General features: G+C 72.7%; 20 protein-coding genes. 14 read left to right on the forward strand and 6 right to left on the reverse strand.

Annotated elements, in window-relative coordinates:
* Nucleotides 1-175: 175 nt before the first annotated feature.
* The 4 genes from V5O46_RS10715 to V5O46_RS10730 form a co-directional block, all read right to left on the reverse strand.
* Entirely contained in the window at nt 176-2,185 is a 2,010-nt protein-coding gene (locus V5O46_RS10715) for an ATP-binding protein (RefSeq protein WP_332884492.1), read from the reverse strand.
* 143 nt (nt 2,186-2,328) lie between these two features.
* Nucleotides 2,329-3,036, reverse strand: coding sequence for a DUF4255 domain-containing protein (locus V5O46_RS10720; RefSeq protein ID WP_332884286.1), 708 nt, complete (start codon nt 3,034-3,036; stop codon nt 2,329-2,331).
* Nucleotides 3,033-6,215, reverse strand: coding sequence for a hypothetical protein (locus V5O46_RS10725; protein WP_332884493.1), 3,183 nt, complete (start codon nt 6,213-6,215; stop codon nt 3,033-3,035). Before V5O46_RS10725 ends, V5O46_RS10720 begins: the two co-directional genes overlap by 4 nt.
* 211 nt (nt 6,216-6,426) lie before the next feature.
* Nucleotides 6,427-7,167 (reverse strand): helix-turn-helix transcriptional regulator, encoded by a 741-nt coding sequence (locus V5O46_RS10730; protein ID WP_408648965.1) that lies wholly within the window; start codon nt 7,165-7,167, stop codon nt 6,427-6,429.
* A 326-nt stretch (nt 7,168-7,493) separates the two neighbouring features.
* Between V5O46_RS10730 and V5O46_RS10735 the strand changes: the two genes are divergently transcribed.
* Complete coding sequence (locus tag V5O46_RS10735; RefSeq protein WP_332884494.1) at nt 7,494-8,786, forward strand: COG1470 family protein; 1,293 nt, start codon at nt 7,494-7,496, stop codon at nt 8,784-8,786.
* 547 nt (nt 8,787-9,333) lie between these two features.
* On the opposite strand, the gene V5O46_RS10740 is transcribed toward V5O46_RS10735, so the two are convergent.
* On the reverse strand, nt 9,334-10,251 hold the full coding sequence (locus tag V5O46_RS10740; RefSeq protein ID WP_332884288.1) for a hypothetical protein: 918 nt from the start codon (nt 10,249-10,251) through the stop codon (nt 9,334-9,336).
* Nucleotides 10,252-10,407: 156 nt separating this feature from the next.
* Between V5O46_RS10740 and V5O46_RS10745 the strand changes: the two genes are divergently transcribed.
* The 5 genes from V5O46_RS10745 to V5O46_RS10765 all read left to right on the forward strand — a co-directional run bounded on the left by V5O46_RS10745 (nt 10,408) and on the right by V5O46_RS10765 (nt 15,910).
* Nucleotides 10,408-11,979, forward strand: coding sequence for a Y4yA family PLP-dependent enzyme (locus V5O46_RS10745; protein WP_332884289.1), 1,572 nt, complete (start codon nt 10,408-10,410; stop codon nt 11,977-11,979).
* Nucleotides 11,976-13,313, forward strand: coding sequence for a pyridoxal-phosphate dependent enzyme (locus V5O46_RS10750; RefSeq protein ID WP_332884290.1), 1,338 nt, complete (start codon nt 11,976-11,978; stop codon nt 13,311-13,313). The genes V5O46_RS10745 and V5O46_RS10750 overlap by 4 nt, the downstream gene beginning before the upstream one ends.
* Nucleotides 13,310-14,536 (forward strand): aminotransferase class V-fold PLP-dependent enzyme, encoded by a 1,227-nt coding sequence (locus tag V5O46_RS10755; RefSeq protein WP_332884291.1) that lies wholly within the window; start codon nt 13,310-13,312, stop codon nt 14,534-14,536. Before V5O46_RS10750 ends, V5O46_RS10755 begins: the two co-directional genes overlap by 4 nt.
* Nucleotides 14,537-14,645: 109 nt before the next feature.
* The gene (locus V5O46_RS10760; protein ID WP_332884292.1) at nt 14,646-15,452 is read left to right on the forward strand and encodes a class I SAM-dependent methyltransferase; all 807 of its coding nucleotides are present in this window, start codon (nt 14,646-14,648) and stop codon (nt 15,450-15,452) included.
* A 155-nt stretch (nt 15,453-15,607) separates the two neighbouring features.
* Nucleotides 15,608-15,910: a hypothetical protein gene (locus V5O46_RS10765; protein WP_332884293.1), complete on the forward strand. Its 303-nt coding sequence runs from the start codon at nt 15,608-15,610 to the stop codon at nt 15,908-15,910.
* A gap of 325 nt (nt 15,911-16,235) precedes the next feature.
* Here the strand turns inward: V5O46_RS10765 and V5O46_RS10770 are convergent, their stop codons facing one another.
* Nucleotides 16,236-17,066, reverse strand: coding sequence for an alpha/beta fold hydrolase (locus V5O46_RS10770; protein ID WP_408648966.1), 831 nt, complete (start codon nt 17,064-17,066; stop codon nt 16,236-16,238).
* Between the two features lie 305 nt (nt 17,067-17,371).
* On the opposite strand from V5O46_RS10770, the gene V5O46_RS10775 reads away from it, so the two are divergent.
* The 8 genes from V5O46_RS10775 (at nt 17,372) to V5O46_RS10810 (ending at nt 25,095) form a co-directional block, all read left to right on the forward strand.
* The gene (locus V5O46_RS10775) at nt 17,372-18,571 is read left to right on the forward strand and encodes an acetyl-CoA C-acyltransferase (protein WP_332884295.1); all 1,200 of its coding nucleotides are present in this window, start codon (nt 17,372-17,374) and stop codon (nt 18,569-18,571) included.
* 10 nt (nt 18,572-18,581) lie between these two features.
* Entirely contained in the window at nt 18,582-19,235 is a 654-nt protein-coding gene (locus V5O46_RS10780) for an HAD family hydrolase (protein ID WP_332884296.1), read from the forward strand.
* Between the two features lie 275 nt (nt 19,236-19,510).
* Nucleotides 19,511-20,203 carry a TetR/AcrR family transcriptional regulator gene (locus tag V5O46_RS10785; protein ID WP_332884297.1) on the forward strand — a complete coding sequence of 231 codons (693 nt, stop codon included), beginning with the start codon at nt 19,511-19,513 and terminating at the stop codon, nt 20,201-20,203.
* 222 nt (nt 20,204-20,425) lie between these two features.
* Nucleotides 20,426-21,244 (forward strand): SDR family oxidoreductase, encoded by an 819-nt coding sequence (locus V5O46_RS10790; RefSeq protein ID WP_332884298.1) that lies wholly within the window; start codon nt 20,426-20,428, stop codon nt 21,242-21,244.
* Nucleotides 21,241-22,062: an enoyl-CoA hydratase-related protein gene (locus V5O46_RS10795; RefSeq protein WP_332884299.1), complete on the forward strand. Its 822-nt coding sequence runs from the start codon at nt 21,241-21,243 to the stop codon at nt 22,060-22,062. The genes V5O46_RS10790 and V5O46_RS10795 overlap by 4 nt, the downstream gene beginning before the upstream one ends.
* On the forward strand, nt 22,049-23,284 hold the full coding sequence (locus tag V5O46_RS10800) for an acyl-CoA dehydrogenase family protein (RefSeq protein WP_332884300.1): 1,236 nt from the start codon (nt 22,049-22,051) through the stop codon (nt 23,282-23,284). The genes V5O46_RS10795 and V5O46_RS10800 overlap by 14 nt, the downstream gene beginning before the upstream one ends.
* 1 nt (nt 23,285) lies before the next feature.
* Nucleotides 23,286-24,068 carry an SDR family oxidoreductase gene (locus V5O46_RS10805; RefSeq protein ID WP_332884301.1) on the forward strand — a complete coding sequence of 261 codons (783 nt, stop codon included), beginning with the start codon at nt 23,286-23,288 and terminating at the stop codon, nt 24,066-24,068.
* The gene (locus V5O46_RS10810; protein ID WP_332884302.1) at nt 24,061-25,095 is read left to right on the forward strand and encodes a phosphotransferase family protein; all 1,035 of its coding nucleotides are present in this window, start codon (nt 24,061-24,063) and stop codon (nt 25,093-25,095) included. Before V5O46_RS10805 ends, V5O46_RS10810 begins: the two co-directional genes overlap by 8 nt.
* Nucleotides 25,096-25,247 lie beyond the last annotated feature (152 nt).

Genomic DNA, 25,247 nt, shown 5'->3' on the forward strand with positions numbered 1-25,247 from the left:
CCGGTCCGGGGGCAATCGCCCTGCCCGTCGGGGCGCCCGGCCCCGGGCCGCGCGTGCAGGGCGGCCGGCGGTGGCCACCGGGCGGCCGGCGGCGGTCACCGGGCGGTTGAGAAGGCGGCCACCGGAGGTCCGTGAGACGGGCACCGGAGGTCCGGGAGGCGGCGCCCGCGGCGGTTCAGCCGGTGACCTGTGCCAGATAGGGCCCGAACTCGGTCTCCAGGACCAGCCGGCCGAGCTTGCGGTACTCCTGCGCGACCGCCGTCACCAGCTGCGCCATGGTCAGCGGTGCGCCCGACTCGGCGGCGAGATATGCGGCGGTGACCGCACAGGCCCGGATCGAGCCGCCGGCCAGTTCGAAGCGTTCCGCGCAGAAACCCAGGTCCAGGTCGTCCGCGCGGGGCAGATGTCCGCCGAGGCAGCGTTCCCACAGGGCGAGGCGCTGGGCGGCGTCGGGCACCGGGAAGTCCGCCACCACGTCCAGCCGCCGGGTGAACGCCTCGTCCAGATTGGCCCGTAGATTGGTGGTGAGCACGGCGAGACCGTCGAACGACTCCATCCGCTGCAGCAGATACGCCGACTCGATGTTGGCGTGCCGGTCGTGCGCGTCCTTCACCTCCGAGCGCTTGCCGAAGATCGCGTCGGCCTCGTCGAACAGCAGTACCGCGTTGACCGCCGACGCCTCGGTGAAGATCCGCTCCAGGTTCTTCTCGGTCTCCCCGATGTACTTGTCGACGACCGTCGACAGGTCGACCACGTACAGGTCCATGCCCAGGTCGGCGGCGACGACCTCGGCGGACATCGTCTTGCCGGTGCCCGACTCGCCCGCGAACAGGGCGATCACGCCCCGGCCCCGGCCACCGCCGGGACGCATCCCCCACTGGCCGAGGACCTGGTCGCGATGGCGGGCCCGCACGGCGAGCTCGCGCAGCCCGCGACGGGTCCGCGGCGGCAGCACCAGGTCGTCCCAGCCCACCGCGGGCTCCACCCGGCGGGCCAGCCGGGCCAGGCCCGCCCCGTTCTGGGCCCGCACGGCGGCCCGCAGATCCTCCTGGGCGACCGGACGTCCGGCCAGCGCGGCCGTACGCACGGCCTGGCCCGCGGCGCGCCGCACCTGCCCGGAGTCCAGCCGATGTGCGGCCACCGACCGGGCCAGGGGCTCCACGTCCGCGGGCGGTGTCCCGTCGCCGCCCGCCGCCTCGAGCGCATACCGCCAGCGCGCCACCTGCTGCCCGGGCGAGGGGGCCGGCACCGTCAGGGTCACGGGTGTGCGGGCCGCCCATGCCGGGTCCCAGCCGTCGGAGCCGTAGGTGAACAGAGGGATCCCGGACAGCGCCCGGCACAGGGTGCGCAGGGCGTGTGCCCGGTCGGCCGGCCGGTCGGGCAGCGCCTCCAGCGGCCCGAGGACCACACCGGCTCCGGTCAGCCGGGCCTCCCGGGCGGCGACCCGGGCCAGGGCGGCCAGTTCACCGGAGTGCCGGGCCAGCGCCGTCGTGTCGAGCACCAGCGGGTGGCGCCCCGAGGCGCGCAGGGCGGCACCCGCCAGGCCCTCGGGGGCACCGCCACGGGCCCGCAGGTGCACATGGCCGGTGCCGCTGTGGGCCGCCGCGCCGGCCTGCCGGACCAGCCCGGCGTCCAGCGCCGGGTCGACGGCGTCCTCGCCGAGCACCTCCAGGAGCCGCGCGTCCGGCGCCGGGTCGCCGAGCAGATGCGCGGCGACCCGGTCCGGCACCGTCAGCACCCGCGAGAGCGGGGGGCGTTCCGGTTCCCCCACCTCCAACAGGCCGCCCGCCAGGAGCGGCGCGCCGGGGGAGAGCCGGAAACGGGCGGCGGACGCTCCGGTGTGGCCGCACAGTTCGAGCGCGAGGCCCACCGTGGGCCGGCGGCGGGTCAGATCGTCGTTGAGATAGCCGTAGAGCCGCTCGAACCGGGCGTCCAGATCCGGCGCAAGGGCGACCAGGACGAGGTCCACGTCCAGCGGTGCCAGGCCGAAGTCCCGGACGAGACGGCCGAGCGGGGAGCCGGGCGGTGTCTTCTCGGAGGGCGGTCCCGGCCGTCCGGTGCCGCCCCGTTCGTCGAGGATCCGGACGGCCGCCTCGTGCGTGAGGTACTGGCCCCGGTAGGGGTCGTCCGGGTCGGGGTCGGCGGCCCGCCGGACCGCCACGGCCCGCCGCACCCGTTCCTCCACCGTCTGAAGCCGCGGCCAGAGCGCGGCAGTCGGCTCGCTGCCGGTGCCGGTGCCGGTGTCACTGCCGGTGCTGGTACTCGTACCGATACCGGTCTCGGCGTCGCTTTCGGTGCGGGTCGGGGAGCCGGGCTCCACGGTGTACGTCACGGCTGGCGGTCCCCTCGTCGTCGGCGGCGCGCGGGCGTGGCCGGCCGCTCCCGCGACCCGCCGAACCCCTCCTGGCCGGGGTCGCCGACCTCCGTGTAGCGCAGGCGGCGCGACGCCTCCGTCCCCTCCGGTCCGGCCCGCGGCACCGAGCGCACGACGAGCCCCTCGGTGACCGGCGGGCCGGCCACCCGGGTGATGCCGGCCAGCGGAGCCCGCACCCGCACCCCGAGCGACGGCTTCAGCTCCCCGCCGAGCGCCGACCACACCTCGGACGCGTCCGGCGCGTCCAGGCTGGTGCCGCCCGCTTCCAGACCGACGATGAGGCCGAGTTCGGCGAGCGAGCCGGTCAGCAGGTGCGGCGCCAGGGAGTCGGTGGACACCAGGCAGGTCAGCACCTCCGACAGCAGCCGGTGCTCGTCCTTTGGGCGGCTCGCCCACGCGGTGACCAGATAGGTCAGCTCGAACCAGCGGGCGGGGGAGCGCCGGGCCACGACGAAGCCGTCCTCGTCGTACACCTCGCCGCTGCTGCTGTTGCGCCGCGAGTTGTCCTCGCGGATGTCGTACAGGAACACGCAGACGGTGGGGGCGCTGCGGCGGGCCGCCCAGTCGCGGGTCGGCGCGTCGAAGACCACCTCGACGCCCGTCGCCGCGAGCCCGGCCCCGTCCAGCAGCCGGCCCAGCGCCTCGTCGACCTCGTGGATCACCGGCGGGTCACCTCGTCCGGCGGCTGCACACTGCCGTTGACGACCAGGAAGTCGGCCTTCACCGGCGAGAATCCGGGGCCGCTCGCGGCGATCTCCCGCGGACCGGTCTGGTCCTTGGGGAGGATGAGCAGCTGGCCGATGAACGTGCCGTCCGGCTCCGGCACCGTCGGGGCCGCCGCGGCCGTGATGCCCGGCTCCCAGCGGAACCGCACCGGCACGCCCGGCGGGAAGTCCTCGCCGCGCACGGAGGTCACGAAGCCGGGCCTGCCGACCTCCGGTACCGCGACGATCCGCGGCTGCAGGATGCGCAGCCGCTGCCGGTCGCTGTTGTCGCCGAGGTCGGCGTCCGTCCCGGTCGTGGTCAGCTCGCCGGTCACCTGTGCGACCTGCGCCCGGTCGGGGCTGAGCACCACCCGCAGCACGGTCCGCGCGCCCGGCTGCAGATCGGGCAGTGCACACACCCAGGTGGCGTCGCAGCCCGCGGGCGGCCCGTTGTTCGCCATGCCCTCGGGCAGACCGAGCCGCAGCCGCAGTCCGGTGGCCAGCGCGTTGCGGCCGTTGCTGACGGTGTAGGTGACGACGACCCGGCCGCCGACATAGCCGGGCTCGGGCCGGGCCGTGACACGCACCGCGGGGCCGGCCTCCGGTGCGGGCGGCTCGACCGGCGGGGGCGGCGGTGCGGACGGCGGAGCCGTCGTGGGCGGGGCCGGAGCCTCCGGTGTGGTCGGGGGTGCCGTCGTGGGCGGGGGAGCGGTGGGAGGCGCGCTCGTGGGCGGTGTCGGGCTCGGCGTCGGGTCGGGCGGCTCGGGCGCCTCGCGCACGGGTACCACGGTCCGGTCGGCGTTGTCGGTGGGGTTCGGGTCGAGCACGGCACCGGTGACCGACCAGTCGACCGGATGGTCGCCGGGAGTCACACCGGTCAGGGTGGCGGTCACCGGGACCGTGCCGCCGGGCGGCACCACCCCGAGGTCGCAGGTGAGGGCGGCGGCGTCGCAGCTGCCGCCCGGCGCGGTCAGCCCGGTGACGCCGACGCCCGTGGGCGGTGCCACGGTCAGCCCGGTGCCGGGCGAGGCCGCGGGGCCGTGATTGACGACCTCGACCCGGACCGTGCCGGTGCGGCCCACGGCGATCTCGGCGGAGCCGTCGGGCGCCCGGACCGCGAGATCGACCGACTGCTGCACGCTCGGCTCCTTCTGCCGCCCCGGCAGGTCGTCGGTGAGGGGGGTACGGGCACCGGTGTCCACGTCGACCAGGTGCAGTTTCTCCGGGCTGTTGCCGGGCAGTGCCGAGCGGGAGCTGACCACCAGGCTCCCGCCGTCCGCCGTCCACGCGGCGTCCCGGGGCTGGAACGGACCGGTGGCCGAGGTGTCCGGCAGCTCGCGGCCGCAGGCGTCCGGCAGCTCGCGGGCGGCGTCCGGCAGCAGCACCCGGCAGTCGTCACCGGCCGCCGACGCGAGCAGGATGCCGTTGCGTTCGTCGATGCGGCCGCCGCCGTTCTTCCGGTTGAACGCGACGGTCGTCCCGTCCGGCGAGAACGCCGGGCTGTCGTCGATCACCTCGCAGTCGCCCGGGCAGTGCGCCGCGCTCAGGTCGCGCTGCCGGTCCAGCCGGTCCACCGGCACCGTCCAGACGTGCTTGTTGCCGCCGTTGCCGTCGATCACACGGGTGCGGGTGAAGGCCAGCACGGTGCCGTCGGAGGACCAGGTGGGCTGGGCGTCGCTGCCCCGGGCCTGTCCGGCGGGCGGGATGATCTCGTCGCGGATCTCGCCCGTCGCCGCGTCCGCGATCAGGATCCGGCTGGGCCCGGCTGCCTCGCCGACCCCGCCCGGTGAGGTCCGGGTGAAGGCGAGACGTCTGCCGTCCGGCGAGAACGCGGGGTCGGTGTCCCAGTCCCGCGGCCCCCGTCCGGCGAGCGGCAGCGGTTCGGCGCCCGAGCCGTCGGCGTCGGCGATCCAGATCCGCTGGATCCGCCCGGCGTCGCCGTCCTCGAAACGGGTCACCACGATCCGGCGACCGTCGGGCGTGTAGTTCTGCCGCTCGGTCCACGGGTCGTAGCCCTCGGAGGGCTGGAACAGCGGATCCCTCGCCGGGTCGGTGTTGGTGTCGGCGGCCGGATCCTCGTTCAGGATCGTCAGACCGAGGTCGCGCGGGTCGGAGCCGTCGGTCCGCACGTCCTGGAGGGTCACCGCGTGCGGGCCGGACGCGGAGGTGCGGTCCACCACCGCGGTGCCGCCGTCGGCGGGGCCGAGCCAGGTGACCTTGCCGACCTCGCGGTCCTCGTTCAGTACCAGGGAGGGGACGGCGTCGGAGTAGGCCGGCGTGCGGAACACATGGTCGTAGTCGCCCTCGCACTCACAGGTGATCTCCGGACTGAGGAAGATCACCTCGTCCCCGCCGGGCAGCCACTGTGCCCCGTGGGCCCGCCAGTCGGCCTGCGCGCCGGACAGCAGTGTCCCGTTGCCGCGCCCGTCCGAGTCGGTCCAGCGCAGCCGGGGCCCGTCGGCGCCGTTGAGCGTGTAGGCGATGACGTTCCGCTTCCCGTCGCCGTCCACCGGGTTCCACGCCGGTTCGGTCGCCGGGCCGTATCCGGGACGGGTGACGCGCTCGGCGGCACCGCCCGCCAGGGGCCGGACGTAGATCTGCTGCCCCGCGGCCGGATCGCCGTCGGCGGCGTAGGCCAGCCGCTGCCCGTCGGGTGAGACGGCCGGATGTTCCTCGTTCGCGGGTGTGTCGGTCAGCCGGGTCAGACCGGTGCCGTCGGTGCGCACCAGCCACAGATCCCGCTGGGTACCGGCGCCCGCGGGCTCGGCCGAGTCGAACACCACCGCCTGCCCGTCCGGCGTCAGCCGTGGGTGCGCCGCGTCGCGGCCGCTGGTCAGCCTGCGCACCGACCCGTCGCCGGCCCGCAGATAGATCTGCGGGTCCTTCTCGTCGCGGCGGCTCGCGAAGACCAACTGGTCGCCCAGCGCGGAGGGATGGACGTCGAAGTGCGCCGGCCCCGCACCGAACAGCGGCACGCTGGAGGTCTTGGTGTCCACCCGGCCCAGGCTGCGGTGCCGGGTCCCGGCGTACGCGATCCGGGTTCCGGCCGAGTCCGCCGGCGCTTCCGCGCGGTCGCTGTCGCCGCCGTCACCGGGGCCGGCGGCGGTCACCGCCAGCAGGGGGACCAGCAGCACCAGCGACACGCCGATCCTCCCCCAGCGATGCCGCCAACCGCCGGAGCCATCCGTGCCCGCCACGGCCCACCTCACTGTCCGCTCGCCGCCTGTGCACATACGCCCGCCATGCTGCGCCCCCGCGGGCCGGGCGCAGCAGGGACGGCGGGACGTACCCGGGGGAAACCCCGGTGCGCTTTAGGGCAGCGGCGGGCGGCCGACGGCGGGGCCGCGGTCAGATCAGGCCGTTGCGCAGCGCGTAGCCGACCGCATGGGCCCGGTTGCGCAGCTGCAGCCGGGTGATGACCTCGTGCAGCACGTTCTTGACGGTGCGTTCGGAGTACGAGGTCTTGCGGGCGATCTCCGCGGTGTCCAGGCCCTCCGACACCAGGCGCAGCATCTCCGCCTCGCGCGCGGTCAGCGTCGACAGCGAAACCGCGCGCGGATCGAGCGTGGAGCGCTGGAGACTGCTCACATGGGTGAGCAGCTTCGCCAGCAGATCGCCCGGCAGCACCCCTTCGCCGTTGGCTATCGCCAGGACCAGGCGCAGCAGGCGGTCCTGGTCGGCCTCGGCGCGGCGCAGCACCGCCGCCACACCCGAGTCGATCGCGCGCTGCAGTGCGTCCCCGGACTCGAAGGTGCCCACCACGAGCCCGGTGCGGGTGCGGGAGTTGTGGCGGAGCCGGTTCAGCAGGGCGGACGCCTCGTCGTCCACGGTGTCGACCACCACGAGGGACACCTGGGCGCCGTCGGCGTCGTCGCCGTCCCGCAGGTCGATCTCGGGCCGCTGGCGCAGTTGCTGCACGACCCCGACCTGCAGGATCGGGTCCGGTGCGTAGACGGTCACCGTGACGCGTCCGGGCCGGCCCGGCGGGACCGCCGAGGACGTCGGGACGGTGGAGGGTGGGACGGTGGACGAGGAGGCGGTGGAGGGTGGGACGGTGGACGAGGGGACGGTGGACGAAACGGCGGGGATGCTCGTCTGAGGCCAGGACATGGGTGTCGGTACCTGCTCCGTGATGCGTGAGTGGGGGCGTGGTGTTGCCCGATGGGCACGGCGGTGGTGCCGTGCAGAGCCGGGGGCGGCTGCCCGGCCGGCCCGTCGCTGCCGGCCGCGCTGCCGGCAGAGGTCTGTGAACGGTGGGTCGCCAGGAGCTGTCGGGGGCATCTCCGCTGCCCGATGCGTTGCCCCCGCGCCTCTCCTGGTGCCGGGGGCGCCGGTCATAGCGTCGCGGCGTGACGTCTCCTGCAGCCTCTCCCAGCCCCGGTGCGCCCGGCCTCGACATCCCCGAGGTGTCGGTGATGCCCGGAGCCATCGCGACCACCAGCCTCACCGTCCGCAACGACAGCGACATCGTCGAGGCGTACCGCCTCGAGGCCGTCGGCGACTGTGCTGCCTGGACGACCGTGGAACCGGAGCGCATCTCGCTCTACCCGGGCACGTCGGAAACGGTGACGATCCGTCTGGAGCCGCCGCGCACCTCCCAGGTGCGGGCCGGTGAACTGCCGCTCGCCGTCCGGGTGCTGCCCACCGAGCACCCCGAGGCGGTGCGGGTTCCCGAGACCACCGTCCGCGTCGAGGAGTTCCGGCAGCTCCGTACGGAGATCGCGCCGCGACGCCGGCGCGGCTGGCTGCGCGGCCGGTACCGGCTCGCGCTGCGCAACGAGGGCAACGCCCCGGTGCAGGTGGGCTTCAAGGCCGGCCAGCCGGGCGAGGAGCTGGGTTTCTCGTTCCGCCCGGCGGTACGCGGTCTGGAGCCGGGCGAGTCCGTGGAAGCGGGGCTCCGGGTGCGCACCGGCAGCCCGGTGTGGTTCGGCGCTCCGGTGGTCTGGCCGTTCACCGTGGACGTCCCCGACACGGGCAAGGCCGCCGACGACCGGGCGGAGACCACCGACGCCACCGACGTCCGGGCGCCGCTCGACGCGGAGTTCGTACAGATCCCGATCTTCCCGAAGTGGCTGCTCGCCGCGCTCGCCGTGCTGCTGGCGCTGCTGCTCGCCTGGTTCACCCTGGTGCGTCCCGCGGTGCGCAGCGCCGCCAAGGAGGCGGCCGACGAGGTGGTGCAGACGCAGCCCACGCCGGGCCGGGAGACCGGGCAGGGCGGGCCCGGTGGCGCCGACGCGCAGCAGCCAGGTGGCGGGGGTCCGGACACCCGGACGGGCACCGGCGGGGATGCGGGCACCGGGACCGGCACCGGAGCGGGCACCGGCACGGGGACGGGCGCCGCGGACACCGGCGGCCAGCAGAGTTCGGCCACCATCGATCTGCAGACGGCCGCCGGGTCGACCGAGACCGGCACCTACACCGTGCCCGAAGGCATGGTGTTCGGCGTCACCGACATCGTCGTGGCCAACTTCCAGGGCGACGAAGGGGTACTGACGATCAACTTCGGCGACCGGAAGATCACGACGATCGCCCTGGAGACCTTCCGCAATCAGGACTATCACTGGGTCACCCCCATCAGGATCACCGAGAACGAGACCGTGACGGCCCAGGTGACCTGTGCAGAGCCGGGCACGCCGGCCACGGGCCGCCGCGCACAGGAGTGCCACGAGGTACTCAACGTGAGCGGCGTGCTCAGCAGCACCAGGTGAACCCGGGCGTCACGCCCATGGTCGGGGAGACGGGCCCGGGTGCAAAGAAATGGGGTGGCTCCGCGTCCGGAAAGCGAACCCTCTCTCGGCTCGCACGCATGCCCGTTATACGACTCAATGTTCTGATGTCCTCGTCCACATACCCGGATGTGGTGGCGTAGCGCCCCTACCGGGGATCCGAGGACTTTGGCCTGATCTTGGTTACCCCTGAAGCCCCAACATGTGTCAGACGACCGTGCTCCGGGCCCCGGCCCTGCGGCGGGAGGGGGAGCATCGCGGGAGATCCCCGAGGCCAGGAGCCGGGACGGACTGGTCCGGGGGTCGCGGTGAGCGGCCTGCGCGGCTGATCCGGCCGGTCCTGGTGGGGCGGCTGCGGAGGATCCGTCGCCCGGCACGGGGAGCAGGTCCTGGCCTCGCGGTCGCCGCGGTGCCCCGACGGCCGGATCGGGACTCCCCGCCGGACGAGACGGGGCCCGGCCACGCACCGAGGGCTCCGGAGCGGACGCTGCCGTTCTCCCCGACCGGGGGCGGCCCCGGCGTGCGGGCCTCAGCCCGGCCGGCGGCGGTCCCTGCGCCGGTCGAGCTCCGCCTGCAGACTCCGGGCGAACGCGGGATCGTCCCGGCGCCAGGCGCTGATGCGGTGCGGATGGACACCGGTGTGCTGCGCCGCACCCGCCAGTGTCGCGCCCATCCGGATGCGGGCCAGTACGGACTCCTGGGCCCGGGCGGCCCCTTGGGCGGTGGCCCCGGCGACGCCGGCCTTGAAGGCCGGGTTGTTCCGCAGCCACGAGGCCAGCGTGGAGCCCGGGATGCCCAGCCGGTCGCGGACCTCGGGGATCTCCATCTCGCCCGTCCGCAGCAGTTCGAGGAACTGGATCTGCAGCGAGGCCCGCTCCTCCGGCTTGCGCGACCTGGTGACCGGAAGCGTGAGGGCGTCGGTTACGCGCATCCCCGATGCGATGCGCTGGATCAGGGTGTGCGCCGTGACCTGGAAGCGCGGGTCCTCGGCCCAAGCGGCGGCGCTCTTCGTCTCGCCGAACGCGCTGATCTCGGCCTGGACTCTGCGGCGGCGGGACCGCCCCAGTTCGGTGAGGGTGACCTCCAGCTCGGTGAAGGCCGGCGCGGCCCGCCAGGCGTCCAGCCGCTCGGCAGGTACGGTCGGCCGGTCGCCGTACAGGAGCGCGAGCAGGTGGGCGGCCGCGGCCCCGACGCCGTCCGGGCCGTCGTCGCGCTCCGCACGCTCGCCCTCCCCGCCTTCGTCGGCTCTCCCGCCTTCGTCGGCTCTCCCGTCCCCGTCGGCCTTCCCGGTCCCACCGGCGGTGGGGTCGGCCCGGCTCCCGGTGTGGTCATCCGTGAGGACGGGCGGTACGGGCGCTACGGGCGGTACGGGCGGGACGGGCGGCGGGGTCAAGTCGCCGGTGACGCGGTCGCAAGAGGCGCAGAAGTCCGGTTCATCGAGAGTCATGACACCCGACACCGTATCCGGCGAGCGGTCCCGGAGTGCAGCCGGTCCGCAGGCCGGCCACGGCCCGGCGAGGCTTAGTGACCGGTGCAGCTGGAAACGACTACTCCCGAACGACCGTCGCAGCGATCTGCCGGCCGGCACGGGAGGGGAGCCCGCGTGGATGCACCCTTGTATCTGAGGCCGAGGGTGGATCCGCCCCTCGCCGATCTGCTGGAGGACCGGTCGTTCCTGCACTCGCTCGTCGACGCGCTGGGGTCGCCGCTCAACGTGCTGCTCCCCGAGGCCGTCGCCGGGAACGTGGCCCGCTTCCGCGCCGTCTACGACCGCCACCGGCTGACCGGGCGCGTCTACTTCGCGCACAAGGCGAACGGGTCGAGTGCTCTGGTGCGCAGGCTGGCCGCCGGGGACCCGGCCGCCGTCGGCGTCGACGTCGCCTCGACGGAGGAGCTGCGGCACGCCCTGGGCAGTGGATTCACCGGGGACCGCATCATGGCCACCGGCCCCAAGGACCCCGAGTTCCTCTGGCTGGCGGCTCGGGTGGGGGCGACGGTGAACCTGGACTCGCCCGGCGAACTGGAGCAGCTGGCCGCACTGGTGCGTGCCCACGGGCTGGGCCGGGTCGACGTCCTGGTGCGCCTGTCCGGCTTCGAGTCGGCCCCCGGCCACGGCGGGGCGGGCACCCGTCTGCTCTCCCGGCGCAGCCGCTTCGGCACGCCTGTGCGCGAGGCGCGGGATCTGCTCACGGCGCTCGAACGCGCCTCCGACGCCGTCGCGTTGACCGGCGCGGCCTACCATCTGGACACCACCGGGGTGGAGGAGAAGGCACGAGCACTGGAGCTGTGCGTGCTGTTCCTGGACGACTGCCGGGCGCGTGGACTCGCACCGCGTGCCGTCGACATCGGCGGTGGCTTCGGCGTCGGATACGTCCGTGACGCGGCCGAGTGGGAACGCTGGACCACCGCGCTGAGCGAGGCGGTGCTCGGCACCCGCCCGCCCCTGACCTGGCGCGGTCACGCCTACGGACTGCGCAACGAGGGCGGCACCGTGCGCGGAGCCGCCGCGCTCTACCCCGCCCACCGTCCGGACGCCGGCCCCGGTTACCTCGACGAACTGCTCTCGCTCCCCGCGCCGGCCCTGGGCCGCCCGCCGGCCACGCTTCTGCTGGACCACCTCCACGACCTCCACATCGAACCCGGTCGTTCCCTGCTCGACCAGTGCGGGATGTCGCTGGCGCGCGTGCTGGACGTCAGACGCGTGGACGCGGACTCCGGGCAGTACCTGGTGCGCCTCGGGATGAACGCGGGCGACATGAGCCTGGAGGAGCACGGAGTCCTGGTCGACCCCGTCCTGCTGCCCCGCGCTGAAACGGACCGCGGTGAAACGGACCGCGATGAAACGAACCGTGGTGATCGGAACCGGGGCGACCGGGGTCACGGCGAGCCCCGGTCCCGCGGCGGGACACCGGCCGGCGTCTATCTGGCCGGCAATCTCTGCCTGGAAGGCGATCTCATCACCCGGCGCCTGGTCCATCTGCCCCGGCTGCCGCGCACCGGCGATCTGCTGGCCTTCGCCAACACCGCCGGCTACGCCATGGACTTCCACGCCCACCGCGCCCAGCGGCAGCCGCTCGCGCGAACCGTCGCGGTGCAGCAGGCGGGCGGCTCCTGGCGCTGGTGCCCGGACGAGGACTACTGGCCGATCACACCCTTGGGGGGAACACCCGCATGAGGTACGACAGCATCACGGAGGCCATCGGCAACACCCCGCTCGTGCGCATCGACCCCGCCGTGCACGGGCTGCGCAGCATCGACCTCTACGCCAAGCTGGAGCTGCTCAACCCCTTCGGCTCCGTGAAGGACCGGCCCGCCTGGAACATGGCCCGGCCCCATCTCCAGGCCGCGGCCGACGGCGACGGCACGGTCGTGGAACTCTCCAGCGGCAACACCGCCAAGGCGCTCGCCCTGCTGGCGGGCATGCACGGGCTGCGCTTCAAGAGCGTCACCAACCGGATGCGCGTACCCGAGATCAAGGATCTGCTGCTGCTCCTCGGCGCCGAGATCGAGGAGCTCCCCGGGCGCAGCGAGTGCCTCGACCCGGCCGACACCGACGACCCGCTGACCCGTTTCCACCAGGCGCTCTCCGACCCCGGCAGCAGCTATCTGCACACCGACCAGTACTTCAACCCGCGCAATGTCGAGGCCCACGCCACCGGCACCGGTCCCGAGATCGTCAAGGACCTGGACGGGCGGGTACCGGACTGGTTCATCGCCTGCGTCGGTACGGCCGGTTCGTCGACCGGAGTGGCCCGGGTGCTGCGTGAACACGACCCGACGGTACGGGTGCTGGGCCTGGTCGCCGACAAGTCCGACTTCATCCCCGGCATCCGCACCATCGACGAGGTCCACCAGGTCGGCCTGTTCGACCCGGCCACGTACGACACCGTCGAGCCGGTCACTTCCGGCGAGGCCATCGACGGCATGCTCACCCTCATCCGGCGCTGCGGAGTGCTCTCGGGGCCGACCGGAGGCGCTGCCTACCAGGGCGCGGTCCGCCACCTCCGCGGCGCCGACGCGGAACTGCGGGAGACGGGGCAGCGCCGCACGGCCGTCTTCATCGTGTGCGACCGGGCCGAGAGCTATCTGAGCTACGTCCGCCGCCGCCGGCCGGAACTGCTGGGCCGGGCGAGCCGCAGCCCCGCCGCCCTCTCGCTCACCGACGCCGAGGTCCGCGCCGAGGCACGTGCCGTCGACGCCTCCGCGGCCCGGGGCTGGATCGAGTCGGGCCGGCCCCGGCCGCTCGTCGTCGACCTGCGCAGCCCGCACGCCTACGCCGCGCTGCACATCGAGGGCTCGGTCAACATCGTCGACGAGCTCTTCGAGGATCTGCTCCGCGGCGGACTGCCCTTCAGCAAACGCATCCCCGTGCTGCTCGCCTGCCCCGTCGGCGAGAAGTCGCTGCGCTACGCCGCCGCGCTGACCCGGATGGGCCATCCGGACGTCCGCAGCCTGGCCGGCGGGATCGTCGCATGGCGGGACGCGGGTGCACCGCTGGTGCGCGAGTGAGCGCCGCAGAGCCGCCCCCCGGGACGGACCGTGAGCAGGACCTCCGCTGGCAGCGGGCGCTGCGGGACCAGTTCCCCATCCTCGACGCCGAACCGGAACTCGCGTACCTCGACAGCGCGGCGACGTCCCAGAAGCCGCGCGCCGTCCTGGACGCCGTCCACACCTACCTCACCACGTCGAACGCCAACGCGGGCCGCGGGACCTACCCCTGGGCCAACCGGACCACCGACCTGGTCGAAGCGACCCGGGGGCGGGTCAAGGAGTTCCTCCACGATCCCGAACCGGACCGCTCCGGGGTCCATTTCACCGCCGGGACCAGCGAGGGCCTGCGCAGCGTCGCGCGCGACTGGCTCGTGCCGTACCTCGCCGAAGGGGACGAGATCCTCGTCCCGTTCGCCGACCACCGGGCCAACCTGGACCCCTGGCTGGAGGCCGCGCGGCTGCTGGCCGAGCGCGGCATCGGCATCCGTGTGCGCGAGCTGCCCCGCCAGGCGTCGTCGGGAGACTACGACCACCGCGCCCTCGGCGACGCCGTGGGCCCGCGGACCCGTTTCGTGGCCGCCACGCATGTCCACCACGTCTACGGCGGCGACATGAACGTGCACCGCATCCGCGAGGCGGTCGGCGCGGACGTGCCGATCTGCCTGGACGCGGCGCAGAGCGTCGGCCATCGGCCCGTCCGCCTCGACGATCCGTCGCTGGACGTGGACTTCGTGGTCTTCTCCGGGCACAAGGCGATGGCGCTGCCCGGCACGGGCGCGGTCTGGGCGCGCAACGCGCGGGGGCCGCGGTTCCGGCCCGGCGGCTGGCAGGGCACGCCCAACACGGCCGGCATCGTGTCCCTGCGGGCCGCCCTCGACTGGCTCGAGGCAGCCGGACCCGAGCGGATCGCCCGCTGGACCACCGCCCTCACCACCCGGCTCACCGACCGGCTGCGCCGGATGGAGCCGTACGAGATCCTCGGCTGCCCGGCGAGTCTGGCGGCCGGCTCCGTGCTCCCGGCCGCCCAGCGCCGCCACGGCATCGTCACCTTCCGGCACCGCGACATCCCCTCCGACGACCTGGGCTTCATCCTCTTCAGCCACGGCCTGATGGTGCGGGCCGACAGCCTCTGCCAGGCAGGCGCCGACGAGCGGAACGGATCGGTCCGGGTGAGCCTGCACGTGTACAACACCGTGGAGGAGATCGACCGTCTGCTGACCGTCCTTGCGACGATGGCATGAGTGGCAACTGATAACCGTTTCCAGCTGTAGATTCGTCCGTGTCGGATGAGATGTGCGGGGGCGCCCCGTGCGCGAAGACACAGGCACGACGGATGAGGTGACGCAGGCGATGGGCGTGAGCATGGCGACGGCCAGGGCGTGGGTGGAGCGCTGGGAACGCCAGCAGGAGCAGTACGCGGTGGACCGGGAAGAGCGGTTCACCGTGGTCGCGGACGTCGTCGAGCACGCCGCCGCCGGACTCGCCCGGCCGCTCCTGCTCGACCTCGGGTGCGGCCCCGGATCCCTGGCCGCCAGGCTCGCCGCCCGCTTCCCGCACGCCGAGATCGTCGCCGCCGACATGGACCCGCTGCTGCTGGAACTGGGACGGACCCACTACGCCGACGCCGCCCGCTACGTCGAAGCCGTCATCGGCGAGGAGGGCTGGACCGGGGCCCTCGGGCTGCAACGCCCCCTGGACGCCGCCGTCTCGACCACTGCGCTGCACTACCTGTCCGAGCCGGCCCTGCTGCACGCGTACCGCTCCCTCGCGTCCCTGCTCCGCCCCGGCGGCGTCCTCGTCAACGGTGACCACTTCCCTCCGGGCGCGGCCCCGTGCGCGGAGCTCACCGCCCACGTGGGCCGTCGCCGCTCGGAGCGAACCCACGCCCGCACCCGGGACGGCCGCCGGGAGGGCCCGCGGGAGGACTGGCGCTCCTGGTGGGACGCGGCGGCCCGGGACCCGGAACTGGCCGACCTGTTCGACGCCCGCAGGCGGCGGCCCCCAGCCCACGGGAACAGCGGCGGCGAACGGGTGACCGTACGCCGTCACGCCGAACTGCTGCGCCGGGCGGGCTTCTCCCATGTCGCGCCGGTCTGGCAGATCGGCGACAGCACCGTGCTCGTGGCGGTCGCGGGCGATGCGCACGGCCCTGCCTGAGTCAGGTCCCCGCGGATGGCCGGCCCCGCGGCGCCGGGGATGCCGGGTGTGTCCCATCGTGCGTGAGCACGGGCGCCGTTCTACGTTTGTCGGGTACCGCGGCAGTGGCCGTCGAACGGCGGCCACGCCCCGTCCGATCCGCACCGGGAGCACGCATGACGTCCGCCACCGAGCACCGCATCCACGAGGCGCACGACCACCGGCACGCAGAAGGCTGCGGGCACGTCGCCGTCCCGCACGGCGACCACGTCGACTATGTGCACGACGGACATATCCACCGCACCCACGACGGCCACACGGACGAGTGCGCAACCAGCGGCCACACCCCGCACCAGGGCCACGACCACCAGCACGGCAGCGACTGCGGGCATGTCGCCGTCCCGCACGACGACCACGTCGACTACGTCCACGACGGCCACCGTCACGCCGCCCACGACGGGCACTGGGACGACCACTGAGCCACCCGGACGACCCGCGACCCGCGTCCGGATCGGCGGTGGCGCGGACCGCGGTCCCCCTCTCGGCGCCCTCCACCCGCCGGGGCCCCGTCCCATGGGGACGACCCGGGCGGTCCCCGGCCCGGGAAGGGTGTGCGAAGGGCGCCCGCCGGGCATCAGCCCGGGGCAGGCGCCCCGTATTCGGGGGAACGCCGATCCCGAGGCGACGATCCTGCCCGTGAGGGCGGCAGTGTCCGCGTCCGCCACGAGTTCGTGATCGAATTCCTGGACGGGATCCCGGGCCCTCCCTCTCGCCGAGCCGGCGAACGGGACATTCGCCGCGGGTTCAGTACTCGCCGTGTGCTTGCAGGTGTTCGAGCATCAGGCGGCTCAGGGTTCCGGGCGCCTCCTCGGGGATCCAGTGGCTGACGCCCTGGAGCGTCTCGAACCGGTACGGCCCTAGGACCCATCGCTCGGTCTCCTGTGCGGCCGCCGGGCCGAACGCGCTGTCCCCCGTGCTCCAGACGTACAGGGTGGGCACGTCGATGACCCCGATCGCGCCGTCGGGGCGGCCGGCCCGGTACCAGTTCAGCGCCGCGGTGAGCGCGCCCGGCTGTGACAGGTGGCGCACGTAGGCGTCCGCACTGGCCCGCGGGACCTTTCCGGCGTAGGCGGCCCGAAGGCCCCTGGCGTCGTCGGCGAGCATGCGCTCCTCGGTGGCCGGTGTCTCGCGCCAGTCGATCATGTACTGGGAGCGTTCGCGCTGATCCTGGTCGGTACGCAGGGCGGTGGCGAGAGCGCCGGGGTGCGGGGTCGAGACAACCGTCAGCGTGCGTACGCGGCCGGCGTGGGCGTGCGCGGTCCACCAGGCCACCGCGCCTCCCCAGTCATGGCCGACCAGGTCGAACACCGCCCAGCCCAGTTCCTCGCTGATCGCTACCACGTCGTCGACGAGAAGGCCGATGCGATAGTCCCCGGGGCGTTGCGGGCGCGCACCGGGGGAGTACCCACGCTGGTCGGGTGCCACCACCCGGTAGCCCTGCGCCGTCAACGCCTCGATCTGCCGTTGCCACACCAGGCCCGTCTGCGGGAAGCCGTGCAGCAGCAGTACCGGGCGGCCCTCGGGCGGACCCGCCGCGATCGCGTCGAACACACCCGCACCTGTGGAGATGCTCAGCCGAGTCACGACCCCACCTTCTTGTACCGACTGGTCGGTACCTTCCATGGATGAGGGCGGGCTGTCAAGAGCTGAGGGTTGATTGAATTCGACGTCAAGTTCAAATATAACGTTCGGGGGGCCGAATCCGTCACCCCTGCGGCCACGACACGTCGTCGGCCCTCGAGGAGACGGTCGATGAGCCCTCTCCGCGCCGCAGTTGGCGTGCGGCGCCGCCCGCCGGGGAGCGAGCCCGGCTCACCGAGCTCGGAGTAGCGGCACGGAAGCCCCGGACCGACCGGACCAACAGGAAGCAGTGAGGCGACATGAGGGAAGCAGTCATCGTTTCGACGGCACGGACGCCGATCGGGAAGGCTTACCGCGGCGCGTTCAACGACACGCAGGCGCAGGAACTCGCCGCCCATGCTCTCTCGCACGCGGTGCGGCGCGCCGGGCTCGAGGGGGGCGAGGTCGAGGACGTGATCTTCGGCTGCGCCGTGCAGCAGGGGTCCTCGGGTTTCAATGTCGCGCGTCAGGCCGCTCTGCGTGCCGGGCTTCCGGACGTCGTGTCGGGGATGACGATCGACCGGCAGTGCTCGTCGGGCCTGATGGCCATTGCGACGGCCGCCAAGCAGATCGTCGCGGACGGCATGCAGGTCGCTGTCGGCGGCGGCGTCGAGTCGATCTCCTTGGTGCAGAACGAGCACATGAACACCCGTCGCATGACGGATCCCTGGCTGGTCGAGCACGCGCCGGCCATCTACCTGCCCATGCTGCACACGGCGGAGATCGTCGCCGAGCGCTACGGCGTGAGCCGGGAACGCCAGGACGAGTTCGCGCTGGTGTCACAGCAGCGCACCGCGGCGGCGCAGGAGGCCGGTCGGTTCGACCAGGAGATCGTCGCACTCGACAGCGTCAAGAAGGTCCTGGACAAGCAGTCCGGGGAGGTCCGGGACGAGGCCGTGACCCTCACCCGCGACGAGGGCAACCGTGCGTCGACGACGATCGAGGGCCTGGCCGGGTTGGCGCCGGTGCTGCCGGACGGTCAGGTGAGCGCGCGTTCCGGTGTCACGGCCGGCAACTCCTCGCAGTTGTCGGACGGGGCCTCGGCTTCGGTGCTGATGGAGTCGAAGGAGGCCGAGCGTCGAGGGCTCGAACCGTTGGGTGTCTACCGTGGCATGGCCGTCGCGGGTTGCGGGCCCGACGAGATGGGCATCGGACCGGTGTTCGCCGTTCCGAAGCTGCTGAAGCAGCACGATCTCACCATCGACGACATCGGTCTGTGGGAACTCAACGAGGCCTTCGCTTCGCAGGCCGTGTACTGCCGGGACGAACTGCGCATCGACCCGGAGCGGTTCAACGTCAACGGCGGCGCCATCTCGGTCGGTCATCCGTACGGCATGACCGGTGCCAGGCTGGTGGGGCACGCCCTCGTCGAGGGCAAGCGCCGGGGCGTGCGACATGTGGTGATCTCGATGTGCGTCGGCGGCGGAATGGGCGCGGCCGGACTGTTCGAGGTCGTCTGAGGTGCCGAGCGTGACGGACGGGGCACGGACCTCGGTCCTCGTGGACTTCGGCGGGGTCATCACCTCCAGTGTGCTGCGGGCTTTCACGGACTTCGGCGCCTCGCTCGGCGGCGACCCGCGCCTGCCGCTGGACCTGCTCGGCGGGGACGAGGCGACACGCACCCTTCTGGCGGACCACGAGTGCGGCCGTATCGACGCCGGGGCATTCGAGCGGGGATTCGCCGAGCGGCTCCGTGCCCACGGTGCCGACGTGGCGGCCGAGGGGCTCACTGCCCGCATGCAGGCGGGATTGTCGATCGACCGGGACATGCTCGCGCTGCTCGGTGACCTCCGAGCGGCCGGCCGCCCCGTTGCGCTCGTGTCCAACTCGTTCGGCACCGGAACCTACGACGGCGTCGACCTCGCCGACCTGGCCGACGCCGTCGTGATCTCCGGTGAGGTCGGGATACGCAAGCCCTCCCGGCGGATCTACGCGATCGCATGCGAACGCCTGGGCATCGATCCCGGGGAGGCGGTCATGATCGACGATCTGCAGCAGAACCTCGACGGAGCGGCGCGGCTCGGCATCGGGGGCGTCCTGCACACCAGCGCCACCGACACCCGCCGCCAACTCGCCGAACGCTTCGGGATCACCACCCGGCGATCCGGCGCCCGGGCGCAGTGAGGCCGGTCGTCCGGCTGCCCCGTCCGAGGCCCTGATACCGAAGCCGGGCCGAGCCGACCCGTCGGTGACGGTGCGGATCGCAGGGCACGCTTTTCGGCCCCGCCGACGCGGAGCGGGCCGCGGCGCTGCCGGTGCCCTCCCGGGTGCTGCCCCCGGGCGCGCCGGACCCGTGCCCCGTGCCCCGGTGCCCGCCGACGATGCCGTCCCGTCGGCGCGGAGCGCCTTCGACCTCCCGCTTCATGATGGTGAAGTCGGATTCAAGTACAGTTCCCGGGATGGAGACCGCTGCGCACGAGGAGACCGACGGCGAGCAGGCACCGCCCATGGCGCCCCTCTCGCACCTTCGCGAGCCGCCCACGACGAAGCGCGGAGCGCGGACCCGGGCCGCTCTGGTGACGGCCGCGCGGAAGGTGTTCGAACGGGACGGCTATCTCGACAGCCGCCTGACCGACATCACCAAGGAGGCCCGGTGCGCGGCGGGATCCTTCTACACCTACTTCGCCAACAAGGAAGAGGTGCTTGCCGCCGTCCTCCTGGAAGCGCAGGAGGACATGCTGCACCCCGGCATGGGACGGGTGCAGGGCACCGACGATCCTCATGCGGTGCTCGAGGCGAGCAATCGCGCCTACCTCGAGGCGTACCGACGGAACGCCAAGCTGATGGGGCTGCTCGAGCAGGTCGCCCAAGTGGAGCCGGAGTTCCGTGAGTTCCGCAGGCGGCGTGCCGACGCGTTCATCCACCGCAATGCCCGCGGCATCGCCGACCTGCAGGCGCGGGGCGTCGCAGACCGCGAGGTCGATCCGATGATGGCCTCCCGTGCGCTGTCGGGCATGGTCAGCGTCATGGCCTACAACGCCTTCGTGCTCGGCGAACGGCATGAGGGAGGGGTGCCGGTGGACCTCGAGGAGCTCGTGTCCACGGTCACCCGGCTCTGGGCGAACGCCCTCCGCTTCCCCGACCAGAGCTGATCCGGCGGCTGGACCGCCTGCACCACAGCACCCGGTTCCGCCGGGTGCTCTTCTTTTTCTCGCCCCCTGCAGCCCCGGTCGGAAGCCGTTTCCCGTGCGGCGTCGCGCATCCAGCTATTGAACTTGACGTCGGATTCAATTATACAGTCGGTGCAGAAGCGCGGTCCCGCGATGTCGGGCCGTGCCCCGGCCCCGCCCACCCGCCAGCGAGAGGTTTCCGCTGTGAACGTTGCACAAAGAGTCGCCGTCGTCACAGGTGGCGGCGCAGGCATCGGCAGCGCGCTGGTCGCGCGGCTCGCCCGCGAGGGTGCCCGGGTCGTCGTCGCGGACCTCGACACGGACAGCGCGCGGGCGGTGTCGGAGGGAGTCAACGCCGACCACCCGGGAAGCACCGTCAGCGCCGGCGCGGACGTATCGGACACCGAGCAGATCCAGCAGTTGATCGACCTTGCGGAGAGCGCCTTCGGCCCGGTCGATCTCTACTTCGCGAACGCGGGCATCGCCGGGGCGCTCGGCCTCGACGCCGGCGAGCAGGACTGGGACCGTTCGATCGACGTCAACCTGCGAGCCCACATCCGTGCGGCAAGGCTCCTGGTACCGCGGTGGCTCGAGCGCGGTGAGGGCTACTTCGTCAGCACGGCCTCGGCGGCCGGACTGCTCACCCAGATCGGCTCCGCCACGTACGCCGTCACCAAGCACGCGGCCGTCGCCTTCGCCGAATGGCTGAGTGTCACCTACGGTGACCGCGGGGTGCGTGTCAGCTGTCTGTGTCCGATGGGGGTGAACACCAGGCTGCTGTCCTCCGGGGAGGACTCCGGGGACGCGCTGGGACGAGCCGCGACGCGGGCCGTCACCTCCGCCGGTGACGTCCTGGAGCCGGCCGAAGTCGCCGACGCCGTCCTCGCGGCGCTCGAGGACGAGTGCTTCCTCGTCCTGCCGCATGAAGACGTTCGTGAGATGCACCGGCAGAAGGGCTCGGACTACGACCGGTGGCTGCGCGGAATGCGGCGGTACCAGAGCTCCCTGCTGGCGCAGGCATGACCGGCGCGCCGAGCGAGCTCGTCCTCGCCGAACACCGAGGGCCGGTGCTGGTGCTCACGTTCAACCGGCCCGCCAAGCTGAATGCCTGGACGGACGAACTCGAGGACCGCTACTTCGCGCTGCTCGACGCCGCCGAGGACGACCCGGACGTACGCGCCGTCGTGGTCACCGGCGCGGGACGCGGATTCTGCGCCGGGGCCGACCTGCAACGGCTGCAGACGGTCGGTGAGATCGACGAGGTCTCCGAGGCGGACCGGGTACGGCGCCGTCCGCGGGACGTTCCGCGGACCCTGCGCAAACCGCTGATCGGTGCGGTCAACGGGGTGGCCGCGGGCCTGGGCATGGTGGAGGCGCTCTACTGCGACATCCGCTTCGGCTCGCCCTCGGCCCGGTTCACCACCGCGTTCGCGCAACGCGGGCTGATCGCCGAGTACGGGATCTCCTGGATGTTGCCCCGGCTGGTGGGGCACAGCCGGGCGACGGACCTGCTGCTGTCGAGCCGCATGGTGGAGGCCGAGGAGGCTATCCGTCTCGGGCTCCTCGACCACCTGGTCCCCACCGGCAGCGTGGTGGATGCCGCTGCCGCGTATGCCGCCGATCTGGCACGGCGCTGCTCCCCGGCATCCATGGCAACCATCAAGAGCCAACTGAGCAACGACGCGGACGGCACCTATGCCGATTCCGTGGCCCGGGCGGAGGGCCTCATGCTCCAGGCCTTCCGCGGGTCCGACGTCGTCGAGGGCGTGACCAGTCACCTGGAGAGGCGCCTGCCCGACTTTCCCTCTCTACCCGTCAGGAGTTCGGATGTCCCTGTTTGAGATGTCGGACCGCGCCGCGAAATACCGGGCGGATCTGCTCGAGTTCATGGACGCGCACATCTATCCCGCCGAGGCGGTCTACCACGAACAGATGGCCGCGTCGGGTGACCCGCACTTCCACCCGCCGATCCTCGAGGAGCTCAAGGCGGAGGCGCGCAGGCGTGGACTGTGGAACCTGTTCCACCCGCACCCGGAGTGGGGCCCGGGTCTGACCAATCTCGAGTACGCGCCGCTGGCGGAGATCATGGGCCGCAGCCACATCGCCTCCGAGGCGTGCAACTGCAACGCGCCCGACACCGGCAACATGGAGGTGCTCACGCTGTTCGGCAGTGACGAGCACAAGGAGAAGTACCTCAAGCCCCTGCTCGACGGAACGATGGCCTCGGCCTTCGCGATGACCGAGCCGCGTGTCGCCAGCTCCGACGCCACCAACATCGAGCTGCGGATGGAGCGCGACGGCGACGCGTACGTGCTCAACGGCCGCAAGTGGTTCGCCTCCAACGCGATGCACAAGAACTGCAAGGTGCTCATCGTGATGGGCAAGACCGATCCCACGGCGGCCCCGCATCGCCAGCAGTCGATGATGGTCGTCCCGATCGACGCCCCCGGGGTCACCGTGGTCCGGAACCTCCCGGTGTTCGGGTACGCGGATCGTGAGGGCCATGCGGAGATCATCTTCGAAAACGTCCGGGTGCCGGCCAAGGACCTGCTCAAGGGCGAGGGCGAGGGTTTCGCGATCAGCCAGGCCCGGCTGGGGCCCGGTCGTATCCACCACTGCATGCGGGCCATCGGCGCGGCCGAGCGGGCGCTGGAACTGATGTGCCGGCGCGCGCAGTCACGGGTGACCTTCGGCAGTCCGGTTGCCGAACGGTCCAACATCCAGGACTGGATCGCGGAAGCGCGTATCGACATCGAGATGCTCCGCCTGCTGACGCTCAAGGCCGCGTATCTCATGGACACCGTCGGGAACAAGGAGGCGCGCACCGAGATCGCGGCGATCAAGGTGGCCGCCCCCAACATCGCGCTGAAGATCGTCGACCGCGCGATCCAGGTGCACGGGGGAGCGGGAGTGACCGACGACTTCCCCCTGGCGATGATGTACGCGGGTCTGCGGACGCTGCGGCTGGCCGACGGTCCCGACGAGGTGCACAAGCGGGCCATCGCCAAGCAGGAGCTGCGGCGCTACCGTGACACGGCGACGGCGACGGCGGCGGTGAGCTGACATGGCAGGACTCGATCTCACCGGTCGCACCGCCGTCGTCACCGGGGCCTCGCGCGGTATCGGGCTGGCGATCGCCCAGGCCATCGCGGAGGCCGGCGGAAACGTCGTCCTCACCTCCCGGTCCCAGGAGGCGGCGGACGCCGCCGCGGCCCAGGTCGAGGGCACCGCGCTCGGCGTCGGTGCGCACGCGGTCGACGAAGAGGCGGCCCAGCGCTGTGTGGATCTGACGCTCGAGCGCTTCGGCAGCCTGGACATCCTGGTCAACAACGCGGGGACCAACCCGGCCTTCGGGCCGGTCATCGACCAGGAGCACGGTCGGTTCGCGAAGACCTTCGACGTGAACCTGTGGGCACCCGTCCTGTGGACGGGGCTGGCCACCCGGTCCTGGATGGGGGAGCACGGCGGAGCGGTCGTCAACACCACGTCGCTGGGGGGTGTGGCCGCCCAGGCGAACATCGGGCTGTACAACGCGTCGAAGGCGGCACTGATCCATCTCACCAGGCAACTGGCCCTGGAGCTCTCGCCGCAGGTCCGCGTCAACGCGGTGGCACCGGGTGTGGTGCGCACGAAGCTGGCCGAGGCTCTGTGGAAGGAGCACGAGCAGGCGGTGTCCGCCTCGGCGGCGCTGGGCCGCATTGGGGAGCCTGCCGACATCGCCTCCGCGGTCGCCTTCCTCGTCTCGGACGCCGCGAGTTGGATCACCGGCGAGACCATGGTGATCGACGGAGGTCAACTGCTCGGTGACGCACGGCCGTTCAGGCAAGGAGCCGGCACCGGTGTCTAGCGCGCACATCGTCGGAATCGACGCCGGGGCGGTGAGCCGCTGGTTCACGGCCCTCGGCGTCGACTTCGCCGGGCCCTTGGCCTTCGAGCGGATCGGGCTCGGCCAGTCGAATCTGACATATCTCGTACAGGACCAGTACGGCGGCAGATGGGTGCTGCGGCGCCCACCGCTGGGTCGTCTGCTGGCGTCGGCGCACGACGTGGCCCGCGAGGCGCGGATCCTGACTGCCCTGGAGAGGACCGCCGTCCCGACCCCGCGGGTGCTCGGGCTGACCGATGATCCCGCCGTGACCGACGTCCCGCTGCTGCTCATGGAGTTCGTGGACGGTGAGGTCGTCGACAAGATGTCGATCGCGCGGTCGCTGACGCCCGAGCGCCGCCGGGCGATCGGGATGTCGTTGCCGCGGACGCTGGCGAAGATCCACGCGGTCGATCTCGAGGCGACCGGGCTGACCGGTCTGGCCAGTCACAAGCCGTACGCGCAGCGTCAGCTCAAGCGGTGGTCGGCCCAGTGGGAGAGATCCAGAACCCGTGAGCTGCCCGCTCTCGAGGACCTCACCCGGCGACTCGTCGCAGCTGTGCCGGACCAGCGCGAACTGACGCTCGTGCACGGCGACTTCCATCTGCGCAACGTCATCACCTCCCACGACACCGGGGAGGTGACCGCTGCCCTCGACTGGGAGCTGTCGACGCTGGGGGATCCGCTGGCGGACCTGGGCAGCCTGCTGGCCTACTGGCCGGCCAAGGGCGAGGACACCTCGGGCGACTTCGTCGCGACGGCTCTCGACGGCTTCCCGTCCCGCGCGGAGCTCGTGGCCGCCTACTCGGTGGCGTCGGGACGAGACCTGACGGCGCTGGGCTACTGGCACGCGATGGGACTGTGGAAGATCGCGATCATCGGGGAGGGCGTCCTACGCCGCGCGAGGGACGAACCCCGGAACAAGGCCGCGTCCGGGACGCCGGACGCAGGGCGCATCGACGCACTGGTGGCGAAGGCCCACGAGGTCGCCGACACGGCAGGCATCTGATCCGATCGCCTGCGCGCAGAGCCTCGACACCCAGGTGTCAAGGAGAGGGGAGGAGCACCTCGCCGGCATGCAGCGGTTCCCCGCTCCGGCCCCCGGAATCCTCCCGGGACCCGGCGCCTCGCTGATGCAGGGCGCGCCCCCGCCGGGGAGGG

It is taken from the genome of Streptomyces poriticola, assembly GCF_036689765.1.
Classification (GTDB): domain Bacteria; phylum Actinomycetota; class Actinomycetes; order Streptomycetales; family Streptomycetaceae; genus Streptomyces; species Streptomyces poriticola.